We start from the raw sequence: 16,332 nt of genomic DNA on the forward strand, positions 1-16,332 counted from the left end.
CCGGTAAACGCGCGTTGCGCGCTCAGGCCAGTCGCAAGGCGTCCGGGTACGGCGGCGTGTCCGGATAGTCGCCGGCCTTCAACCGGGTTTGGAGTTCCTTCCACCACTGCACGTCGAAGATCTCCCCGTGCGCGCTCTTCAGCGCTTCCATCAAGAGAGGAGATAAGCCGAGGAACTTGGGGAACTGCTCCGGAAAGATGTCGTTGGGCGCGGCATAGAACCAACCGTCCTCCATCTCCTCCTCATGGTGGTGCGGTTGCGGGATGGCGCGGAAGTTGCACTCGGTCATCAGGCACAGCTCGTCGTAGTCGTAGAACACCGCGCGACCGTGTCCCGACACGCCGAAGTTCTTCAGCAGCAAGTCGCCAGGAAAGATGTTGTTGCGGGCCAGGTCCTTGATCGCCTGCCCGTAGTCGATCGCGGCCAGGCGCGCGGCCTCGGGCTTCTGTTCGCGCACGTACAGGTTCAGCGGGCGCATGCGCCGCTCCACGTAGCAGAGACGCACGACGATGTCTTCGCCGTCCTCGCGGATGCCGTTGGCGCAGGTTTCGCGCAATTCCTGCAGCAGGCCAGGCGCGAAACGCGCACGCGGGAAACGCAGGAACCGGTAAGGTTGCGCGTCCACCAGCCGGCCGACGCGATCGTGGTGGAAGACCAGCGAATACTTGGCTTCCACCTGCGCACGGTTCATTTCCTTCGGGTAGGCGAAACGGTCGCGTATCACCTTGAACACCAGCGGATAGCTGGGCAGGGTGAACACCGCCATGACCATGCCGCGTTCGCCTTCGGCCTGGGTCAGCTGTTCGTGGCGCTGCGCGGCGAAGTGGCGGAAGAAGGTGCGGAAGCGTTCGGTCTTGCCCTGCTTGGCGCGGCCCAGCACGGTATAGATCTCGTCGATCGGCTTGCCCGGCAGCAGCGTGCGCAGAAACACCACCGCATCGCCCACCGTGCCCAGGTCGGCATGGAAATAGCTGCGCGAATAGCTGAAGAGATGCACCACATCGGCGCGATGGGTCAACACCGCATCCACGCGCAGGCCGGCGTCGTCGTTGACCAGCGCGATCACGAACGGGGAGAACCGGTGCTCGCCGAACACGCGGCCGATCAGATAGGCGCGGCGCTCGCGATAGAACACCGTGTCCAGCAGCTCCACCGAACGCAACGGATTGGGCCCCCAGTGCGCCAGGTCGTCCTGCAGGCGTACAACGATCGCCGCCGCGCAACGGGTGCGGTGCGCGTAAGGCACGTTGAAACGGTAGTCGCCCAGCACCCGGGTGAAGGTGTCGACAGGGCGCAGTTCCGACACCGCATAGCTATGCCTTTCCACCGGATGGGTGATGGCGTCGGTGGGCTCGATGTCCAGGGCCACGAACTCCACCGTCGAATCCACGCCCTGGGTGCTGAAGAAGCGGCGAGTCAGCGTGTTGTAGAAGGTCTTGAACAGTTCGCGGTCGATCAGGCCGCCGATCAGGCGTTCGTAGGCGTCGCGTATCGAAGACCACAAGGCATGATCGTGCGCGCGCCCCTGCAACGTCGCTTCCAGGCGCAGCATGCATTCGGCGATGCATTGGTCGTACAGCTCGATGCGCTCTACCGCGTCGATACGCGCCGCCGCCCAGTCGCGCGTCTCGAAACGCAGCTTGGCCCGCCGGCTGATATCGGCGAAGCGGGCGTGATAGTCCTCGAACGCGTCGCGGATGATCGTGGCGTAGATGTCGGCGGCTTCCATGACCGCATCGTAATCTCAATCGGTCCGCAAGCAGTCGCGCGCTTACCGGGCCTGTGTCAGCGAGCCTGCATTTACCGAGCCTGCATTTACCGAGCGATAGCCGCCTGCTCCAACAACCAGGTGCGCATGGCCTGGAATCCCGAAAGGTGCAGGCTGCGCTCCGGATACACCAGGTAGTGCGCGAACTCGGCCTTGAGCCGCTTGTTGGTCAGCCGCACCAAGCGCCCGCTATCGATCAGCGGCTGGGCCAAGGTCAGTCGCGCCAGGGCGACGCCCAGTCCTTGCGCCGCGGCCTGATGCAGGGTTTCGGTATCGTCGAAAGCCGCGACATAGCGCGCCGGCGCGCTGCCGCCGAAGGCCGCGAACCAGTCCTTCCAGCGATTGGCTGGATCGCCGAGCAATGGCAGCGTCGTGATCTTGGCCAGCGCTGGTTTGCCATGCTGCTGCACGAAGGCCGGGCTGGCCACCGGCGTGATCCATTCATCGAACAGGAATTCGGCAGCGACGCCACTCCACTTGCCGGCGCCCAGGCGCAGGGCCGCATCGACCGGCTCGCGTTCGAAATCGACCACGTGCGTGCTCGCCTGCAAGCTGAGGCCCAGTTCCGGGTGGCGCGACAGGAATCCGGGTAATCGCGGCACCAGCCATGCCGTGGCCATCGACGGAATCAGGCTGAGCGTCAGTAGGTTGTCGGTGCGTGCGCTGAGCCGGCGCAAGGCGTGCTCGATGGCATCGATGGGTTCGGCGACCGCATCGAACAGGCGCTGTCCTTGCGGGGTCAGCACCACGCCGCGCGGGCCGCGCGCCAACAGCTGCTGGCCCACGCGTTCCTCCAGCAGGCGCATGCGATGGCTGAGGGCGCTGACGGTCAGGTGCATCGCCTCGGCCGCTCGGGTCAGGTTGCCGAGACGGGCGGCGATGACGAAGGCATCTATCTGGTCCAGGGGAGGCCGGCTCATCTTGAATATACCTCAAGTCTAACTTGCTGAAGTTTCGCTTTTTCAAGGCAAAGAATGAGCCTAACTTGGCTGTCATTCAAGCCGGATAGGCCGGCGGAGGAGAAGACCATGGCTAGCAGCTTGTACAAATCCTGGTGGCGGGAAATGGGCGCCATTAGCCGCGGAATGATGTTCATCGAAGGCAATCTCGCCGATCCGGCTTCGCAGGATCGTACCGTGCCGGCCGCAAGCCAGGCCGGGGCAACGGAGGGCCGCCCGCTGACGATCTCTGCCGGGCTTCGGAAACAAGCCAATCGCGCGTACCGGAATTTCCTGCTGTTGGGCGGACGTCCGGTAACGCCCGGCCATAACGACGACATCGACGAACCCTTCCCGCAGATCGACGACGACGAACCTGCGCCGCAGCACTTGGATTACGTCCCCCCGTCTACCCCGTTCCGATACGGGAAGATCCCCCAATCGCAAACCTGCGCGACCTGCTGAGCAAGCGGCAGACCGCCATGCAGGAATGCATGGAGTCCACACCATGAATACCAACCTCGTCATTCCACTCGCCGCGTTGACGGTGCTGGCAGTGGCCACGGCCGCCGCCAGTCGCATAAGCTTCCCGACGGAGGCGCCGGTCGAAGGCCGCGTCGTCGATCTGCCTGCCGTCACCGTGCACGCGTCGCCGCAGGACGTCGCCTATTTCCGGGCGCACCGCATCGTAGACCTCCCCCGGATCACGGTGTACCCGGAATCGACCGACCTGGCGCTGTTCCTGGCGAGCAACACCGTGCGCATCGTTCACTCGCCGGTCTCTCCGCCGCAAACTTCGGCGCTGGACCGACAGCTGGCCGCTGCCTCCTTCGATGCGCTGGCAGCGCGCTGAGGTTCGGTCGTGATCGCGCGTCTCTGGCATGGCGTCACCCTCGCGGAAAAATCCGCGGAATACCTCGCCTTTCTGCAGGCACGCGCCGTTCCCGACTATCGCTCCACACCGGGCAATGTATCGGTGGAAATCCTGCATCGCAGCGCGGGCTATGTGACGCATTTTCTGGTCGTCACCCATTGGGAATCGACCGAAGCCATCGCCGCGTTCGCCGGCAGCGACATCGCCCTGGCCAAGTACTATCCCGAGGACCGCGACTTTCTGCTCGAGTTCGAGCCGCGAGTAGAGCATTACGCCCTGCACGAGTCGTAGGAGCGACGTTCCCCAAGGGGACTTCCTTCGGGGCGTGAGTCGCGAATGAAGCGACCTGCCATCGCGACTTACGTCGCTCCTACGCGCGTGGCGAACAAAAAAAGCCCGGGCATGCCCGGGCTTCTCTTTGCGACGCTGCGATCTTCAGAGGTGCTTGATGATCTCGTCGGCGAACTCGCTGCACTTCACTTCGGTGGCGCCTTCCATCAGGCGGGCGAAGTCGTAAGTGACGCGCTTGCTGGCGATGGCCTTGTTGACGCCTTCGATAATGGCGTCGGCCGCTTCAGTCCAGCCCAGGTAGCGAAGCATCATTTCGCCCGACAGGATCACCGAGCCCGGGTTGACCTTGTCCAGGTCGGCGTACTTGGGCGCGGTACCATGGGTAGCTTCGAACACCGCATGGCCGGTGACGTAGTTGATGTTGGCGCCCGGGGCGATGCCGATGCCGCCGACCTGCGCGGCCAGCGCATCGCTCAGGTAGTCGCCGTTGAGGTTCAGCGTCGCCGAAACGTCGTATTCCTTCGGACGCAGCAGGATCTGCTGCAGGAAGGCATCGGCGATGGCGTCCTTGATGATCAGGCCGGCACCCGGCTTGCCTTCCGGGATGATCATCCACGGACCGCCGTCCAGTTCCACCGCGCCGTAGAAATCGCGCGCCACCTGGTAGCCCCAGTCGCGGAAGCCGCCCTCGGTGTACTTCATGATGTTGCCCTTGTGCACCAGGGTCACCGACTTGCGCTTGTTGGCGATCGCGTAACCGATGGCGCTGTGCACCAGGCGCTCCGTACCCAGACGGCTGACCGGCTTGATGCCGATGCCGACTTCCACGGTCATGTCGCGATGCGGCGCGCCGATGCTTTCCAGCGCTTTCTGCCATTCGTCGACCTTTTCCTGGGTGCCGAAACGGATCTTGCCGAACGGTTGCGGAAATTCCTTGGCGATGAAGTCCAACACCTTCTGCGACTCGGCGCTGCCGCCGGCCCATTCGATGCCGGCGTAGATGTCCTCGGTGTTCTCGCGGAAGATCACCATGTCCACGTCGCCCGGCTTCTTCACCGGCGAAGGCACGCCTTCGAACCAGCGCACCGGCCGCAGGCACACGTACAGGTCCAGCATCTGTCGCAGCGCCACGTTGAGCGAACGGATGCCGCCGCCGACCGGCGTGGTCAGCGGACCCTTGATGCTCACCAGATAGTCGCGGCAGGCCTGCACGGTGGATTCCGGCAACCAGGTGCCGTAGTTGTTGTTAGCCTTTTCGCCGGCGAACACTTCCAGCCAGTGGATCTTCTTCGCGCCGCCGTAGGCTTTTTCTACCGCCGCATCGAGCACGCGCACCGAAGCGCGCCAGATGTCGGGGCCGGTGCCGTCGCCCTCGATGAAGGGGATGATGGGGTGGTTGGGCACATTGAGCTTGCCGCCCGATATGGTGATCGTCTCGCCGCCGGCGGGCGGGGTAAGCACTGGTTCTGCCATGGAGTTGCTCCCGGGGAGTTGGAACGGTGCGCGCCGCGTGGGTCGGCGCGCAATGCGGGTGAAAATACGTGTGAAGCGGACCGGCATTGTCGCGCTTAGCGGCGCGCAGGGCAAAGCCGACTTTTGTCGCGGACAAAAAAAGGCGCGGATTGCTCCGCGCCCGAGCTTGCCGCCCTGGAGAGAGGGCGGTTTACTTGACCTCGATTTCCTGGGTCATGCCAGCGGGCTGACCGTTGACAGTCACATCGACCTTGTACTTGCCGGCCGGCCACGGAGTAGCCTTGGTGAATTCGACATTGGTGGTGCCGGCGTCTTCTGCCTTGACGTTGGCGGTCTGCTGCCCGGCGACCTGGCCGTCCTGATAGGTCAGCTTGGCATCGATGGCGGCGTTGGCCGCTGTGGCGGCGTCGGTCTTGACCGAAACGATGATCTTGTCCTTGACGCCGAAGGTGCTGACGGCCGCAACCGACTTGTCGGCGGCGGCGGTGTTGCCGACGGTGACGCTGGTGGCGCTGACCGGAGCCGGTGCCGGCTCAACGGGGGCGGGAGCCGGTGCGGGCTCGGTCACGACCGGTGCCGGCGCGACGGCCTCTTCCTTCTTCTTGCAGCCGGCCAGGGCAACGGTGCCGGCCAAAGCGACGATCAGAGCGTAGGAGATGCGATTGAGTTTCATGAGGTCGGTCCTTGAATGGTTTGATTGGGAGAGAGAAGCAGGATCAGGCGGTCGTATCGGTGCCGGGCGGCAACTTGATCACCTGTCCCGGGAAAATGCGGTCGGGATCGTCCAGCACATCGCGGTTGGCTTCGAAGATCTGTTTCCACGCACTTGCGTGACCAAGCTGTTCCTTGGCGATCTTGGAAAGGGTGTCGCCTTTCTCGATGGTGTAGGTGCGCTCGCCGATGATCTGCTCGGTGCTGTCGACCTTGGCGGTGACATCGGAAAAATCAGCCGCTTTCTGCTCGGTGCTGTCGACCTTAGCGGTGACATCGGAAAAATCAGCTTTCTTCTCGGTGCTCATGCGGGGCTCCTCCCTGAGGGAGTTGATGTGCTGGGGACGCCAAATCTACACATGCATTGTTAAGAATTCATCGCCTGCGGGTGAAACCACAATTTCGCGGTTCATAACGCTATTGGCGGGCCTCGCGCAGAGCGATAGGCGAAGCGGAACCGTGCGTCGCGCGCCAGGGGTTTATGTCGAGTCCGCCGCGGCGCGTATAACGCGCTTCTACCGACAGCCGGTTGGGCCGGCAATGCGTCGAAACCTCTTGAAATATACGTTCCACGCACTGTTCGTGGAATCCGGCGTGTTCGCGGAAACTCACCAGGTAACGCAGCAGTCCGCTGCGTTCGATACGCGGCCCGCGGTAGGCCAGCACCACGCTGCCCCAGTCCGGCTGGCCGGTGACCGGGCAGTTGGATTTGAGCAAATGTGAGACAAGTACCTCTTCAACGATTTGCGCTTCATCCGACGAAAGGTAGGAGGGGTTCGGTGGACCGTAGTCGGTAATTTCGATGTCCTGGGCGTCGATGGATTCGCCGTCGTCCGCCGCCGACATTTCCGGCAAGCCGAATGCGACCATCACGTCCGCGCCAGCGCGCGCAGACAGATCGATGGCGATGCGTTCGCGCGCGGCCTCATCGCTGTTGAAACGTTCCGAGTTCAACGAGTTGAGGTAGAGCTTCAGCGATTTGGATTCCACCAGATTCGGCGAATCGCAAGGCACGGTGAAAGTGGCGGTGGCCACACACGGCTTGCCGCGCGCATCCAACCAGCTGAGCTCGTAGGCCTGCCAGCGGTCATGGCCGATGAAGGGCAGAGCGTCGCCGGCGATGCCGATCTCCGCGCGGCCAGCGGCGCGCGGGATCGGGAACAGCAAAGCAGCGTCGTACTGCGATGGGTAAACGACTTCCTGGCCCAGACTGGAATCTTGTGGGGTATTCATGGCTTCATTTTACGGGCGCGCCGGTAAGGTCAGGTGTATAAAACGGCGAACTCCGCCCTCCGCCACAGGATCCAGTCATGTCCTTAAAGCCGCATGCCATCGTCCTTCTCGCCTGTGCCATGGCGTTGCCCGGATGCGCCACGGAGCCGGGCGACAAGACCGAAGCCGACGGAACTTCCGAGAACGCATCGGACGCCGTCGTGGTCGACGCGCAGGCAGACGGCGAAACCCGCCTGCGGCGCGGCCAGCTGCTGGCCATCGCGCTCGACAGCAACGCCAGCACGGGCTACGCCTGGGAAATCATCGAGGATGGCCGCCCGGTGCTGGAATCGGCGCCGGTGCCCGCAAGCGCCGCACCGGCGGTTCCGCCCATGCCGGGAGCCGGCGGGATCTCGCGTTGGCGTTACCGCGCCGCGCAGACCGGAACGGCAACCCTGCGCCTGGTGTACCGGCGATCCTGGGAACAGGGAGTCGAGCCGGTTCGAACCGCGACCTACCGGGTGGTGGTGGAATAACGCCGCATCGTCAGCCGTTTTCGCCGTGCAGGTAGTCCAGCGTCACTTCCATCAGCGCGCGGAAACCTATGTCCAGCGAGGATTCGTCCAGCAGGAATTTCGGCGAATGATTGCTGGGCGCGGTGGCGGGATCGATGCCTTTGGAGGTCGAGCCGACGAAGAAGAACATCGACGGCACTTCCAGCGCGTATAGCGAGAAATCCTCCGAGCCCATCTGCAGCGGCGGCTCGTACACATTGTCCTTGCCGACCACGGCCTGCAGGCTGGGCAACATCCTTGCGGTCAGCGCGGGATCGTTGACGGTGGGTGGATTGCCGTCCTTCTCGTAGATGTCGGTCTGCGCGGTGGCGCCATGCGCGGCGGCGGTGTGCTCGGCCACGTTGCGCAGATCGGCGAAGACCTGCTGGCGCATCTTCGGGTCGAAGGTGCGGATGGTGCCGACCATTTCCACGTCGTCGGGAATGATGTTGTAACGGATGCCGCCCTTGATGGCGCCGAAGGTCACCACCGCCGGCAGCTTGGCGATATTGGTGCGGCGGCTGACGATGGTCTGCGCGGTGCCGATCATGTCGGCGGCGGCCACGATGGGATCGATGCCGTTCCACGGCGCCGAGCCGTGCGTCTGCCGGCCGGTCACCTTGATGGAGAACCGGTCCGACGCTGCCATCAGAGGCCCCTGCCGCACCGCGATCTGTCCCGCCTGCACGCTGGAGAACACGTGCAGCCCGAACACCGCTTCCGGCTTGAAGTCTTTGAACAGCCCTTCCTTCAGCATCAGCGAAGCGCCGCCTTCCTCCGGCGGCGGCGCGCCTTCCTCGGCCGGCTGGAAAATAAGCATCACCGAGCCGGGCAGGTCCTTGCGCATGGCCACCAGCGCTTCGGCCACGCCCATCAGGATGCCGGTGTGCGCGTCGTGACCGCAGGCGTGCATCACGCCGACGTTCTCGCCGCGATAAGTAGAAGTCGCTTTCGACGCGAACGGCAGGCCGGTTTGCTCGGTCACCGGCAGCGCGTCCATGTCCGCGCGCAGGGCGATCTTCGGTCCCGGCTTGCCACCGGCGATTATTGCCACCACACCGTGGCCGGCCATGATCTTCGGCTGCAAGCCAAGCGCGCGCAGGTGTTCGGCTACCTTGGCCGAAGTGCGCTCCTCGCGATTGGAAAGTTCCGGATGGGCGTGGAAGTTGCGACGCCAGGCGACGATCTTCGCATCGAGTTTACTTGCCGCGGCGGAGACCTCCGCGCGCTGGGTGGGCGACTCCTGCGCATTCGCATGGAAGGCGAAGGCCATCGCGGCAAACAGCGGGACGATCCGGGCGGGGAAGGGCATCGACATACTCCTGTGGGGTTGCGCGATGCTAACCCGCGTGGAGGGCGATGGAATATCATCGGTTTCGCATTCGGTGCCAGCACGGGCGCCAACGTCCCGTTTCCCATCGCCGGATGATCCCTTGGAAGAGCTTGGCCTGTTGATCCTGCTGTTGTTGTTCATGGCCGCCTTGCTCGCGGGATTCATCGATGCCATCGCCGGCGGCGGCGGCATGGTCACTATTCCGGCGATGCTGCTCGCCGGCATTCCGCCGCTGCAGGTGCTGGGCACCAACAAGCTGCAATCGCTATTCGGTTCCGGTTCGGCCAGTCTGTCTTATGCGCGGCACGGCCACGTCGACTTGCGCGCCCAATTGCCGATGGCGCTGACGGCGGCGTTGGGTGCGGTGGCAGGGGCGCTGCTGGCGACGGTGGTGCCGGCCGAAGCTTTGAAAACAGTCCTGCCGTTCCTTCTCATCGGCATCGCCCTCTACTTCGGGTTCAAGCCGGATGTCGGAGAACTGGATCGTCATCGGCGCTTGAGCGCCACGGCCTTCGCGCTGACCTTCGTGCCGGCGATCGGTTTCTACGACGGGGTGTTCGGCCCCGGCACCGGTTCGTTCCTGATGCTGGGCTTCATCGCACTGGCGGGTTACGGCGTGCTCAAGGCCACGGCGCACACAAAATTCTTGAACTTCGGCTCCAACGTCGGCGCCTTTGCCGTGTTCCTGGCGCACGGAGCGATCCTGTGGAAGGTCGGACTGGTCATGGGCGCTGGGCAGTTCCTCGGCGCGCAGTTGGGTTCGCGCTATGCAATGAAGAAGGGCGCCAGGATCATCAAACCGCTGCTGGTGATCGTGTCGGTCGCGCTCGCGATCCGCCTGCTCGCCGATCCCACCCATCCGTTGCGGGCGTGGCTGGGCATCTAGATTTCCAGTGGGGCTCAGATCATCTCGTCGAAGCGGATCCGGTTGCCGAACGGGTCGATGACTTCCATCTGGAGGGAGTCGTGGAAAGTGGGCTGCACGCCCGGGCGAAGGTATCCATAGCCTTTGGCGCTGATTTCGGCGTGGTAATCGCGCAGCCCCGACACGCGTACGAACACGGTGGAGCCCGGACAGGCATCGCCGTGATGCTCGGTAAGGTGCAACACCAGTCCCGCACGCGATACCTGCAGGTAGACCGGCGCGACCTCCTCGAAGCGGTGCTCCCAGTCGACGGCGAAGCCCAGGAAATCCACGTAGAACTCCTTCGCTTTCTCGACATTGAAGATGCGCAGGGTGGGAATCGTCTGCTGCACGGCAAGAGTCATGGGGCTGTCCTCACTGGGTCGGCTGATTCAGGTAATCCAGCGCCACCTGCAGCATCGCCTTGCTGCCGACCTGCAACGACTGCTCGTCGAGCAGGAACTGCGGCGAATGGTTGATCGGCGCGGTGGCGGGGTCGGTGCCGAGGGCAGTCGATCCGACGAAGAAAAAGAAAGTCGGCGCGGCGGTGGCGTACTGCGAGAAGTCCTCGGCCACGGTGACCAGCGGCATCTCCACCACGTTGCCTGCGCCCAGCGCATTCTCCAGCGAAGCGCGGCCGCGTTGCGCCAGCGCCGGGTCGTTGATGGTGGCCGGTGCGTTGTTCACCACCTGCAGTTCCGCCTTGCCGCCGCCGGCATGGGCGAAGTCTTCGGCGGTGCGGCGGAAGCGATCGATCACGTCCTGGCGCACTACCGGATCGAAGGTGCGCAGGGTGCCCACCAGCTTGGCCTCGTCGGGAATGATGTTGAAGCGCACGCCGCTCTGGAACTGTCCGGCGGTCAGCACCACCGGCGTGGCCGCGATGTTGACCTGGCGCGCGATGATCGATTGGGTGCCCAGCAGGATCTGCGCGCCGATGGTGATCGGGTCCACGCCATCCCAAGGTCGCGAACCATGGGTCTGCTTGCCGTGCACGGTCAGCGTCCACTCGTCGGCGCTGGCCATCAGCGCGCCACTGCGGGTGCCGACTTTTCCGACCGGCAGACCGGCCCAGACGTGCAGCCCGAACACCGCGTCGGGTTTGAAGTCGGCGAAGATGCCTTGTTTCAACATCAATGCGGCGCCGAACTCCTCGCCTGCGTTGGGCGGACCTTCCTCGGCGGGCTGGAACACGAACATCACCTCGCCCGGTAACTGGTCCTTCATCGCCGCCAGCGCCGAAGCCACGCCCAGCAGCATCGCCACGTGCGCGTCGTGGCCGCAGGCGTGCATGATGCCGACCAGCTGGCCGCGATACTCGCCGGTCACCTTCGACGCGAAGGGCAGACCGGTCTGCTCGGTCACCGGCAACGCGTCCATGTCGGCGCGAATGGCGATGCGCGGGCCCGGCTTGCCGCCTTTGAGGATCGCGATGACGCCGGTTTGGGCGATGCCGGTTCTCGGCTGCAGGCCCAAGGCGCGCAGCTGGTCGGCGACCAGTTTGGCGGTGCGGACTTCATGGGTGCCGAGCTCGGGATGTTCGTGCAGGTCGCGACGCCATTCGACGATCCGGGGTTGAACACGTTGCAGCTCTTTGGCGGCAGCAGAGTCCTGCGCCTGTGCGGAAACTGCGACCGTGAGCAGCAGGGAAGAGAGAAGTGCGCTTGCGGCAATACGTCCGGAAAAAGGCATGCAGGTCTCCAGGTCGAGAGAGGGCCATGGTATCGCGACCCTCGGGTCTTGTAGGAGCTGCGTAAGCTGCGACGGTAACCCTTCGGGGACGTGAGGATCGTTTCCGATAGCAGAGAATTCGCAATCGCAGCTTACGCAGCTCCTACATGACGTGATCGCATATCCATAATCCGGACACGGCTCGCAATCCCTGGGCCGGCATGCGACGCTGCGCCCGGCCCGACCGAGAATATCCATGAGCACCGATCCGAACTCCAACAAGCCGCTGGAAGGCGATGCCGCGCTGATCCGCGCGGTCGGCTCGTTCGCCTTGGCTGCCGCGGTGATGAACATCATCGTCGGCGGCGGCATTTTCCGCATGCCCGCTGCACTGTCCGCGCAGTTGGGCACCGCCGCACCGCTGGCGCTGATCGCCGGTGCGCTGGCCATCGTTCCGGTCGCCTTGTGCTTCGCCGCCATCGGCAGCCGCGCGGTCGCCACCGGCGGCCCGATCAGCTATCTGGGCGCTACCTTCGGCAGCTTCGCCGGTTTCATCGCCGGCTCGTTGATGTGGATCAGCAACGTGGCTTCGAGCGCGGGCGTGGCCGCCGCATTCGCCGTGCAGATGGCCAACCTGGTGCCGTGGTTCGCGCAACCGCTGCCGCGCGTAGGTTTGCTGACGGCCCTCTATCTGCTGCTGTTCGCCTTGAACGCGTTCGGGGTGAAGTTGGGCGCTCGCGCCATTACCACGCTGGCCGCTTTGAAACTGACGCCTTTGTTCCTGCTGGCGGGGATCGGCCTGTTCTTCGTGGATTGGACACAGGTGAGTTTCGCGGTCGGCGATCTTCCGTCATGGACCGCGCTGGGCACCGGCATGGTGCTGGTGATGTTCGCGTACTCGGGCATGGAAACCGCACTGGTGCCTTCGGGCGAAGTGCGCGATCCCTCGCGCAGCGTGCCGCGCGCGACCATGGTGGCGATCCTGCTGGTGGTGCTGCTGTACATGGGACTGCAGATCGTCAGTCAGGGCTTGCTGGGGCCGGCGTTGGCCGGCAGCGGCGTGCCCATCGCCGATACGGCCGGCGTGCTGTGGAAGACGGGCCGCATCGTGTTGCTGGTCACCGCCTGCATTTCGATGGCCGGGTTTCTGCTCGGCAACCTGCTCGGATCGTCGCGACTGTTGTTCGCATTGGGACGCGACGGGTACCTGCCGCACGCCTACGGCCGCGTCAGCGCCACCCATCGCGTGCCCTTGCTGGCGCTGGCCACGCACGCGGGATTGGCGTGGCTGCTGGCGCTGGGCGGCACCTTCGATGCGCTGGCGCTGATTTCCGGCGGCGCGATCTGTCTGGTCTATGCGTTGGTGAGCCTTGCGGCCTGGCGTGGGCAGAGCACCGGTTTGCGCGAACGCGGCGAGCCCTTCGTGTTGTGGGGCGGACCGCTGGTGCCGCTGCTGGCGGTGGTGGCGATGCTGCTGATCGTGACCACCCTGACCGGCAAGGAATGGTTGGCGATCGGCATTGCCCTGGTGGCGTTGGTCGCTACCTACGGGTTGCTTCGCGTCGTCCGTCGCTGAGACGCGCGGCACAGTTGCCTTCCAAATCCGCTGCTGCCTGCTGCAGCGCACATTGAACCGCCCCCTGGAACCCGTATAACCGGCTTTGCCATTCGGGAAGCAGGGATCTGCGGGTGTGCCCATCCACGTCGTCCAGCCGGCCGCAATTCGCCGCGCCGACCGACGTGTCCATGACCATAAGGAAGGGGAAGGCATCATGTCCAAGGCAATGAAGCTGTCGCTGTTGTTCGCGTTATCGCTGTCCGCGTCCGTGGCCCAGGCCCAGACCGCATTGATTCCCAAGCAGTTGTCCGGCCCGCCAGAAGAGTTCGCGCAGATGCGCGCGCCCGATCCGGCGCAGTCGGCGGTGATCTCCAAGAGCGCGCTGTTGCCGATCGAGTTAAGCGGCAAGAGCGGTGCGGCGATCAGCCTGCCGGTAGAGAACGGCAAATTGCGTTTCGCGCTGTTCTCCGGCGGCGCCGATTGGCAACCGGAATTGGCTTCGCCTTCCGGTCGTCCGTTGATCGCGCAGAAGATGGCCGGCGGCGCCAAGGCCACCCGCCTGGGTCTGGACGGCAACGCGTATCCCGCCACTCAATACAGCTTGGAAGGGCTGCAGCGCGGTCAATGGACGCTGACCCTGCGGCCCGCTAACCGTCTGGCCAAGAGCAGCCAAGCGCAACGCGGTTATGTGTTGATGGAAGGCGAGGCGAGTACCGAACTGGCTTCGTATCCCACGCATCGACGCCAATGGGTCGGCAACAGCCTAGGCTTCACCGCGGTGCTCAGCGGCAGCGCGCAGAAGAGCACGGTGCTGGGTGCGGCGGCCGGTCGCATTCAACGCGGCAGCCTGCGGGTGATCGCACCGGATGGAAGCGAGAGCCGGTGGCCGATGGCCGACGATGGACGTCGTGGCGATGCGGTCGCGCACGATGGGATTTATGGCGGCACGTTCACGCCGGGCGCAACCGGCACTTACATCGTCCAAGTGGTGGCGCAAGGCATCGACCGCGATGGTGCGGCGTTCGTGCGCACCGCCGAGCATGTGGTGCCGGTGATCGCGCCCGGATTGAAGCTCGGCGCAGCGAAGGTCGGCGCGGTGCCGGCCGGCGGCACGCGCATCAGCCTGGGTATTCCGGTTACGGGAAATTTGGATCCCGCGCGTCGCTACCGCGTGTTCGCCGAGGTCTGGGGTCGGGGCGCGAACGGCAGGCAGGTGCCGGTGGCTTGGATCGGCGGCATGGCTTCGACGAAGGGCCGGCAACTGCCGCTGGGTCTCGACCAGCGCTGGATCCAGCGCGCCGGCGCGCGCGCGCCGTTCTCGCTGCGTAACCTACGCGTCGAGGATGCCGATTACTTCATTCCCGTGGCCAACGCTGCAAGCCTGAGTCTCGTTCTGCCGGACAACGTCGCGACGCTGGCTAAGCGCAGCGCGATTGTCGACGAATCGATGGTAATGGGCCCGCGCCCGGCCGCCCTCGTACAGACCAAGGCAGGCACCGGCTCGCGCTTGATCCTGGTGCATGGCTATTGTTCCGGCGGGGTCTGGCCGCAATCGCAGTTCACCAATGCCTCCTCGTTCCTGGATACCAACCAGAACCGCAGCCACGACCAGTTCGCACAGCTGCTGAAAAACTACGGCAGCGCCTGGAACTCGTTCGGCACGGTGGCCCACAGCCAGGGCGGCGCGGCGGCGTTGCATCTGTACGCCTACTACTGGAGTGGCCTGGATAACGCCACCGGCAACCGTTTGATGCAGTCCGTGGGCACGCCTTATCAGGGCACCAACCTGTCCGGCATCATCGCCACGGTCGGATCGTGGTTCGGCGTGGCCTGCGGTTCCAACTACGACATGACCTACGACGGCGCCTCGGCATGGCTGGCGGGCATCCCGAGTTGGGCGCGGGCCAAGGTGAACTACTACACCACCTCGTTCAAGAGCACCAACTGGTGGACCAACGATTACTGCAATTTCGCCTCCGACCTGGTGCTCTCCGATCCGGAGGACGGCACCACCGAGAAGGCTTACGGGCAGTTGCCCGGGGCGGTGAACCAGGGGCATGTGACCGGGCAATGCCACACCACCGGCATGCGCGATCCGGCCCAGTACCTGGATGCCGGCCGCAACGGAGCGATGAATAGCAATGCCGCGCGTTAGCGTTCGCCGCATTCGCACATGAGTCGGTCGCGGGCAGGGTCATCGGCCTTGCCCGCGGCTGGGCCTCACTCCAGCCGCATCACTCCGCGCCGCGGCGGCGAGGTTCCCAGCGTTTCCGCGCTGACCGGCGCGCCCAGTTCCCTCAGCATTTTGCGCTGCTCCGGCAGCGGCGTGCGCAGCGAACGCTCTTCCAGTTCGCCAAGTTTGCCGAACGCGGGCAATGCCCAGGTTCTTTCCAACAGCGCCGCCGTCCGCGGCCAGCGCTGCGCATCCACCGCGTAGCGCACGAAGGCGGCGTTGCGGAAGAAACTGGCGATGCTGATGTCGGCCACGCTGATTTCTCCGAACAGGAAACCTTCGGCCGGCATCTGCGATTCCAGATAGTCCAGCGCAACGGGAAGTTGCTCGTCGCGCGCGCGGGCGATGACCGCTTCGTCCGGCTCTTCGCCGAACAGGTAACGCTTGACGCCCTTCTGGTAGAACATGCCCCAGATCACCACGTCGCCCAACCACGAATCGCAGTACTCCTCGAGCCACCGCGCCTGCGCGCGGTCGCCGATATCGGCCGGATACAGAGAAGGTCGCGGATGGAGTTCGTCCAGGTATTGGCAGATCACGGAAGAATCGTTGATCACGCGCTCGCCGTCGATCAGCACCGGGATGCGGCGCAGCGGGCTCAATTCGCTGAAGCGCTCGTTGCCCACGAAAGGAGCGATGGGGTCGATGGTGTAGTGCAAGCTTTTCAGCTCCATGCACACCAATACCTTACGTACGTAGGGAGAAATGTAATTGCCGATGATGTGGTAGTCGGTGGTCATATCGGTGTTCCCCACAGAGTAGTGAAATCCCCGTCCGTCATCCCAGCGAACGCTGGGATCCATCTTGACTTT

General features: G+C 64.4%; 16 protein-coding genes and 1 pseudogene. 7 read left to right on the top strand and 10 right to left on the bottom strand.

The features are described 5' to 3' along the window. Window positions 1–22: 22 nt before the first annotated feature. Window positions 23–1,729: a bifunctional isocitrate dehydrogenase kinase/phosphatase gene (gene aceK, locus J2W94_RS10520; protein ID WP_310092956.1), complete on the bottom strand. Its 1,707-nt coding sequence runs from the start codon at window positions 1,727–1,729 to the stop codon at window positions 23–25. A gap of 86 nt (window positions 1,730–1,815) precedes the next feature. Further along, window positions 1,816–2,688: a LysR substrate-binding domain-containing protein gene (locus tag J2W94_RS10525; RefSeq protein WP_310092958.1), complete on the bottom strand. Its 873-nt coding sequence runs from the start codon at window positions 2,686–2,688 to the stop codon at window positions 1,816–1,818. A 108-nt stretch (window positions 2,689–2,796) separates the two neighbouring features. On the opposite strand from J2W94_RS10525, the gene J2W94_RS10530 reads away from it, so the two are divergent. From J2W94_RS10530 to J2W94_RS10540, 3 genes are read left to right on the top strand one after another with little or no spacing between them, the layout of a single operon-like run. Further along, window positions 2,797–3,171, top strand: coding sequence for a hypothetical protein (locus J2W94_RS10530; RefSeq protein ID WP_310092960.1), 375 nt, complete (start codon window positions 2,797–2,799; stop codon window positions 3,169–3,171). Window positions 3,172–3,214: 43 nt separating this feature from the next. Next, window positions 3,215–3,559: a hypothetical protein gene (locus J2W94_RS10535; RefSeq protein WP_310092962.1), complete on the top strand. Its 345-nt coding sequence runs from the start codon at window positions 3,215–3,217 to the stop codon at window positions 3,557–3,559. Window positions 3,560–3,568: 9 nt separating this feature from the next. Continuing rightward, window positions 3,569–3,871 (top strand): antibiotic biosynthesis monooxygenase family protein, encoded by a 303-nt coding sequence (locus J2W94_RS10540; RefSeq protein ID WP_310092965.1) that lies wholly within the window; start codon window positions 3,569–3,571, stop codon window positions 3,869–3,871. A 144-nt stretch (window positions 3,872–4,015) separates the two neighbouring features. Here J2W94_RS10540 and icd read toward each other — a convergent pair whose 3' ends face one another. From icd to queF, 4 genes are all read right to left on the bottom strand, one after another. Beyond that, window positions 4,016–5,344: an isocitrate dehydrogenase (NADP(+)) gene (icd, locus tag J2W94_RS10545; RefSeq protein WP_310092967.1), complete on the bottom strand. Its 1,329-nt coding sequence runs from the start codon at window positions 5,342–5,344 to the stop codon at window positions 4,016–4,018. 190 nt (window positions 5,345–5,534) lie between these two features. Beyond that, a complete protein-coding gene (locus tag J2W94_RS10550; RefSeq protein WP_310092969.1) occupies window positions 5,535–6,017 on the bottom strand; it encodes a hypothetical protein in 483 nt (160 codons plus the stop codon). Window positions 6,018–6,060: 43 nt separating this feature from the next. After that, the gene (locus tag J2W94_RS10555; protein ID WP_310092971.1) at window positions 6,061–6,363 is read right to left on the bottom strand and encodes a LysM peptidoglycan-binding domain-containing protein; all 303 of its coding nucleotides are present in this window, start codon (window positions 6,361–6,363) and stop codon (window positions 6,061–6,063) included. A gap of 109 nt (window positions 6,364–6,472) precedes the next feature. Continuing rightward, complete coding sequence (gene queF, locus J2W94_RS10560; RefSeq protein WP_310092973.1) at window positions 6,473–7,288, bottom strand: NADPH-dependent 7-cyano-7-deazaguanine reductase QueF; 816 nt, start codon at window positions 7,286–7,288, stop codon at window positions 6,473–6,475. 77 nt (window positions 7,289–7,365) lie between these two features. Between queF and J2W94_RS10565 the strand changes: the two genes are divergently transcribed. Continuing rightward, a complete protein-coding gene (locus J2W94_RS10565) occupies window positions 7,366–7,803 on the top strand; it encodes a protease inhibitor I42 family protein (RefSeq protein ID WP_310092976.1) in 438 nt (145 codons plus the stop codon). A 10-nt stretch (window positions 7,804–7,813) separates the two neighbouring features. On the opposite strand, the pseudogene J2W94_RS10570 reads toward J2W94_RS10565, so the two are convergent. After that, a pseudogene (locus tag J2W94_RS10570) lies at window positions 7,814–9,052 on the bottom strand (amidohydrolase); the annotation flags it as partial. A gap of 202 nt (window positions 9,053–9,254) precedes the next feature. Here J2W94_RS10570 and J2W94_RS10575 point away from each other — a divergent pair. Further along, window positions 9,255–10,040 carry a TSUP family transporter gene (locus J2W94_RS10575; protein ID WP_310092978.1) on the top strand — a complete coding sequence of 262 codons (786 nt, stop codon included), beginning with the start codon at window positions 9,255–9,257 and terminating at the stop codon, window positions 10,038–10,040. Between the two features lie 14 nt (window positions 10,041–10,054). On the opposite strand, the gene J2W94_RS10580 is transcribed toward J2W94_RS10575, so the two are convergent. After that, window positions 10,055–10,423 carry a glyoxalase superfamily protein gene (locus J2W94_RS10580; protein ID WP_310092980.1) on the bottom strand — a complete coding sequence of 123 codons (369 nt, stop codon included), beginning with the start codon at window positions 10,421–10,423 and terminating at the stop codon, window positions 10,055–10,057. Window positions 10,424–10,433: 10 nt separating this feature from the next. Next, window positions 10,434–11,732 carry an amidohydrolase gene (locus J2W94_RS10585; protein WP_430540599.1) on the bottom strand — a complete coding sequence of 433 codons (1,299 nt, stop codon included), beginning with the start codon at window positions 11,730–11,732 and terminating at the stop codon, window positions 10,434–10,436. Between the two features lie 253 nt (window positions 11,733–11,985). On the opposite strand from J2W94_RS10585, the gene J2W94_RS10590 reads away from it, so the two are divergent. Beyond that, window positions 11,986–13,305, top strand: a complete 1,320-nt coding sequence (locus J2W94_RS10590) for an APC family permease (RefSeq protein ID WP_310092984.1) — start codon at window positions 11,986–11,988, stop codon at window positions 13,303–13,305. Window positions 13,306–13,501: 196 nt separating this feature from the next. Further along, entirely contained in the window at window positions 13,502–15,442 is a 1,941-nt protein-coding gene (locus J2W94_RS10595) for a choice-of-anchor X domain-containing protein (RefSeq protein ID WP_310092987.1), read from the top strand. Between the two features lie 65 nt (window positions 15,443–15,507). Here the strand turns inward: J2W94_RS10595 and J2W94_RS10600 are convergent, their stop codons facing one another. Continuing rightward, the gene (locus J2W94_RS10600) at window positions 15,508–16,260 is read right to left on the bottom strand and encodes a glutathione S-transferase family protein (RefSeq protein WP_310092989.1); all 753 of its coding nucleotides are present in this window, start codon (window positions 16,258–16,260) and stop codon (window positions 15,508–15,510) included. Window positions 16,261–16,332: the final 72 nt, after the last annotated feature.

Source organism: Pseudoxanthomonas sacheonensis, from assembly GCF_031455975.1.
Lineage (GTDB): Bacteria > Pseudomonadota > Gammaproteobacteria > Xanthomonadales > Xanthomonadaceae > Pseudoxanthomonas_A > Pseudoxanthomonas_A sacheonensis_A.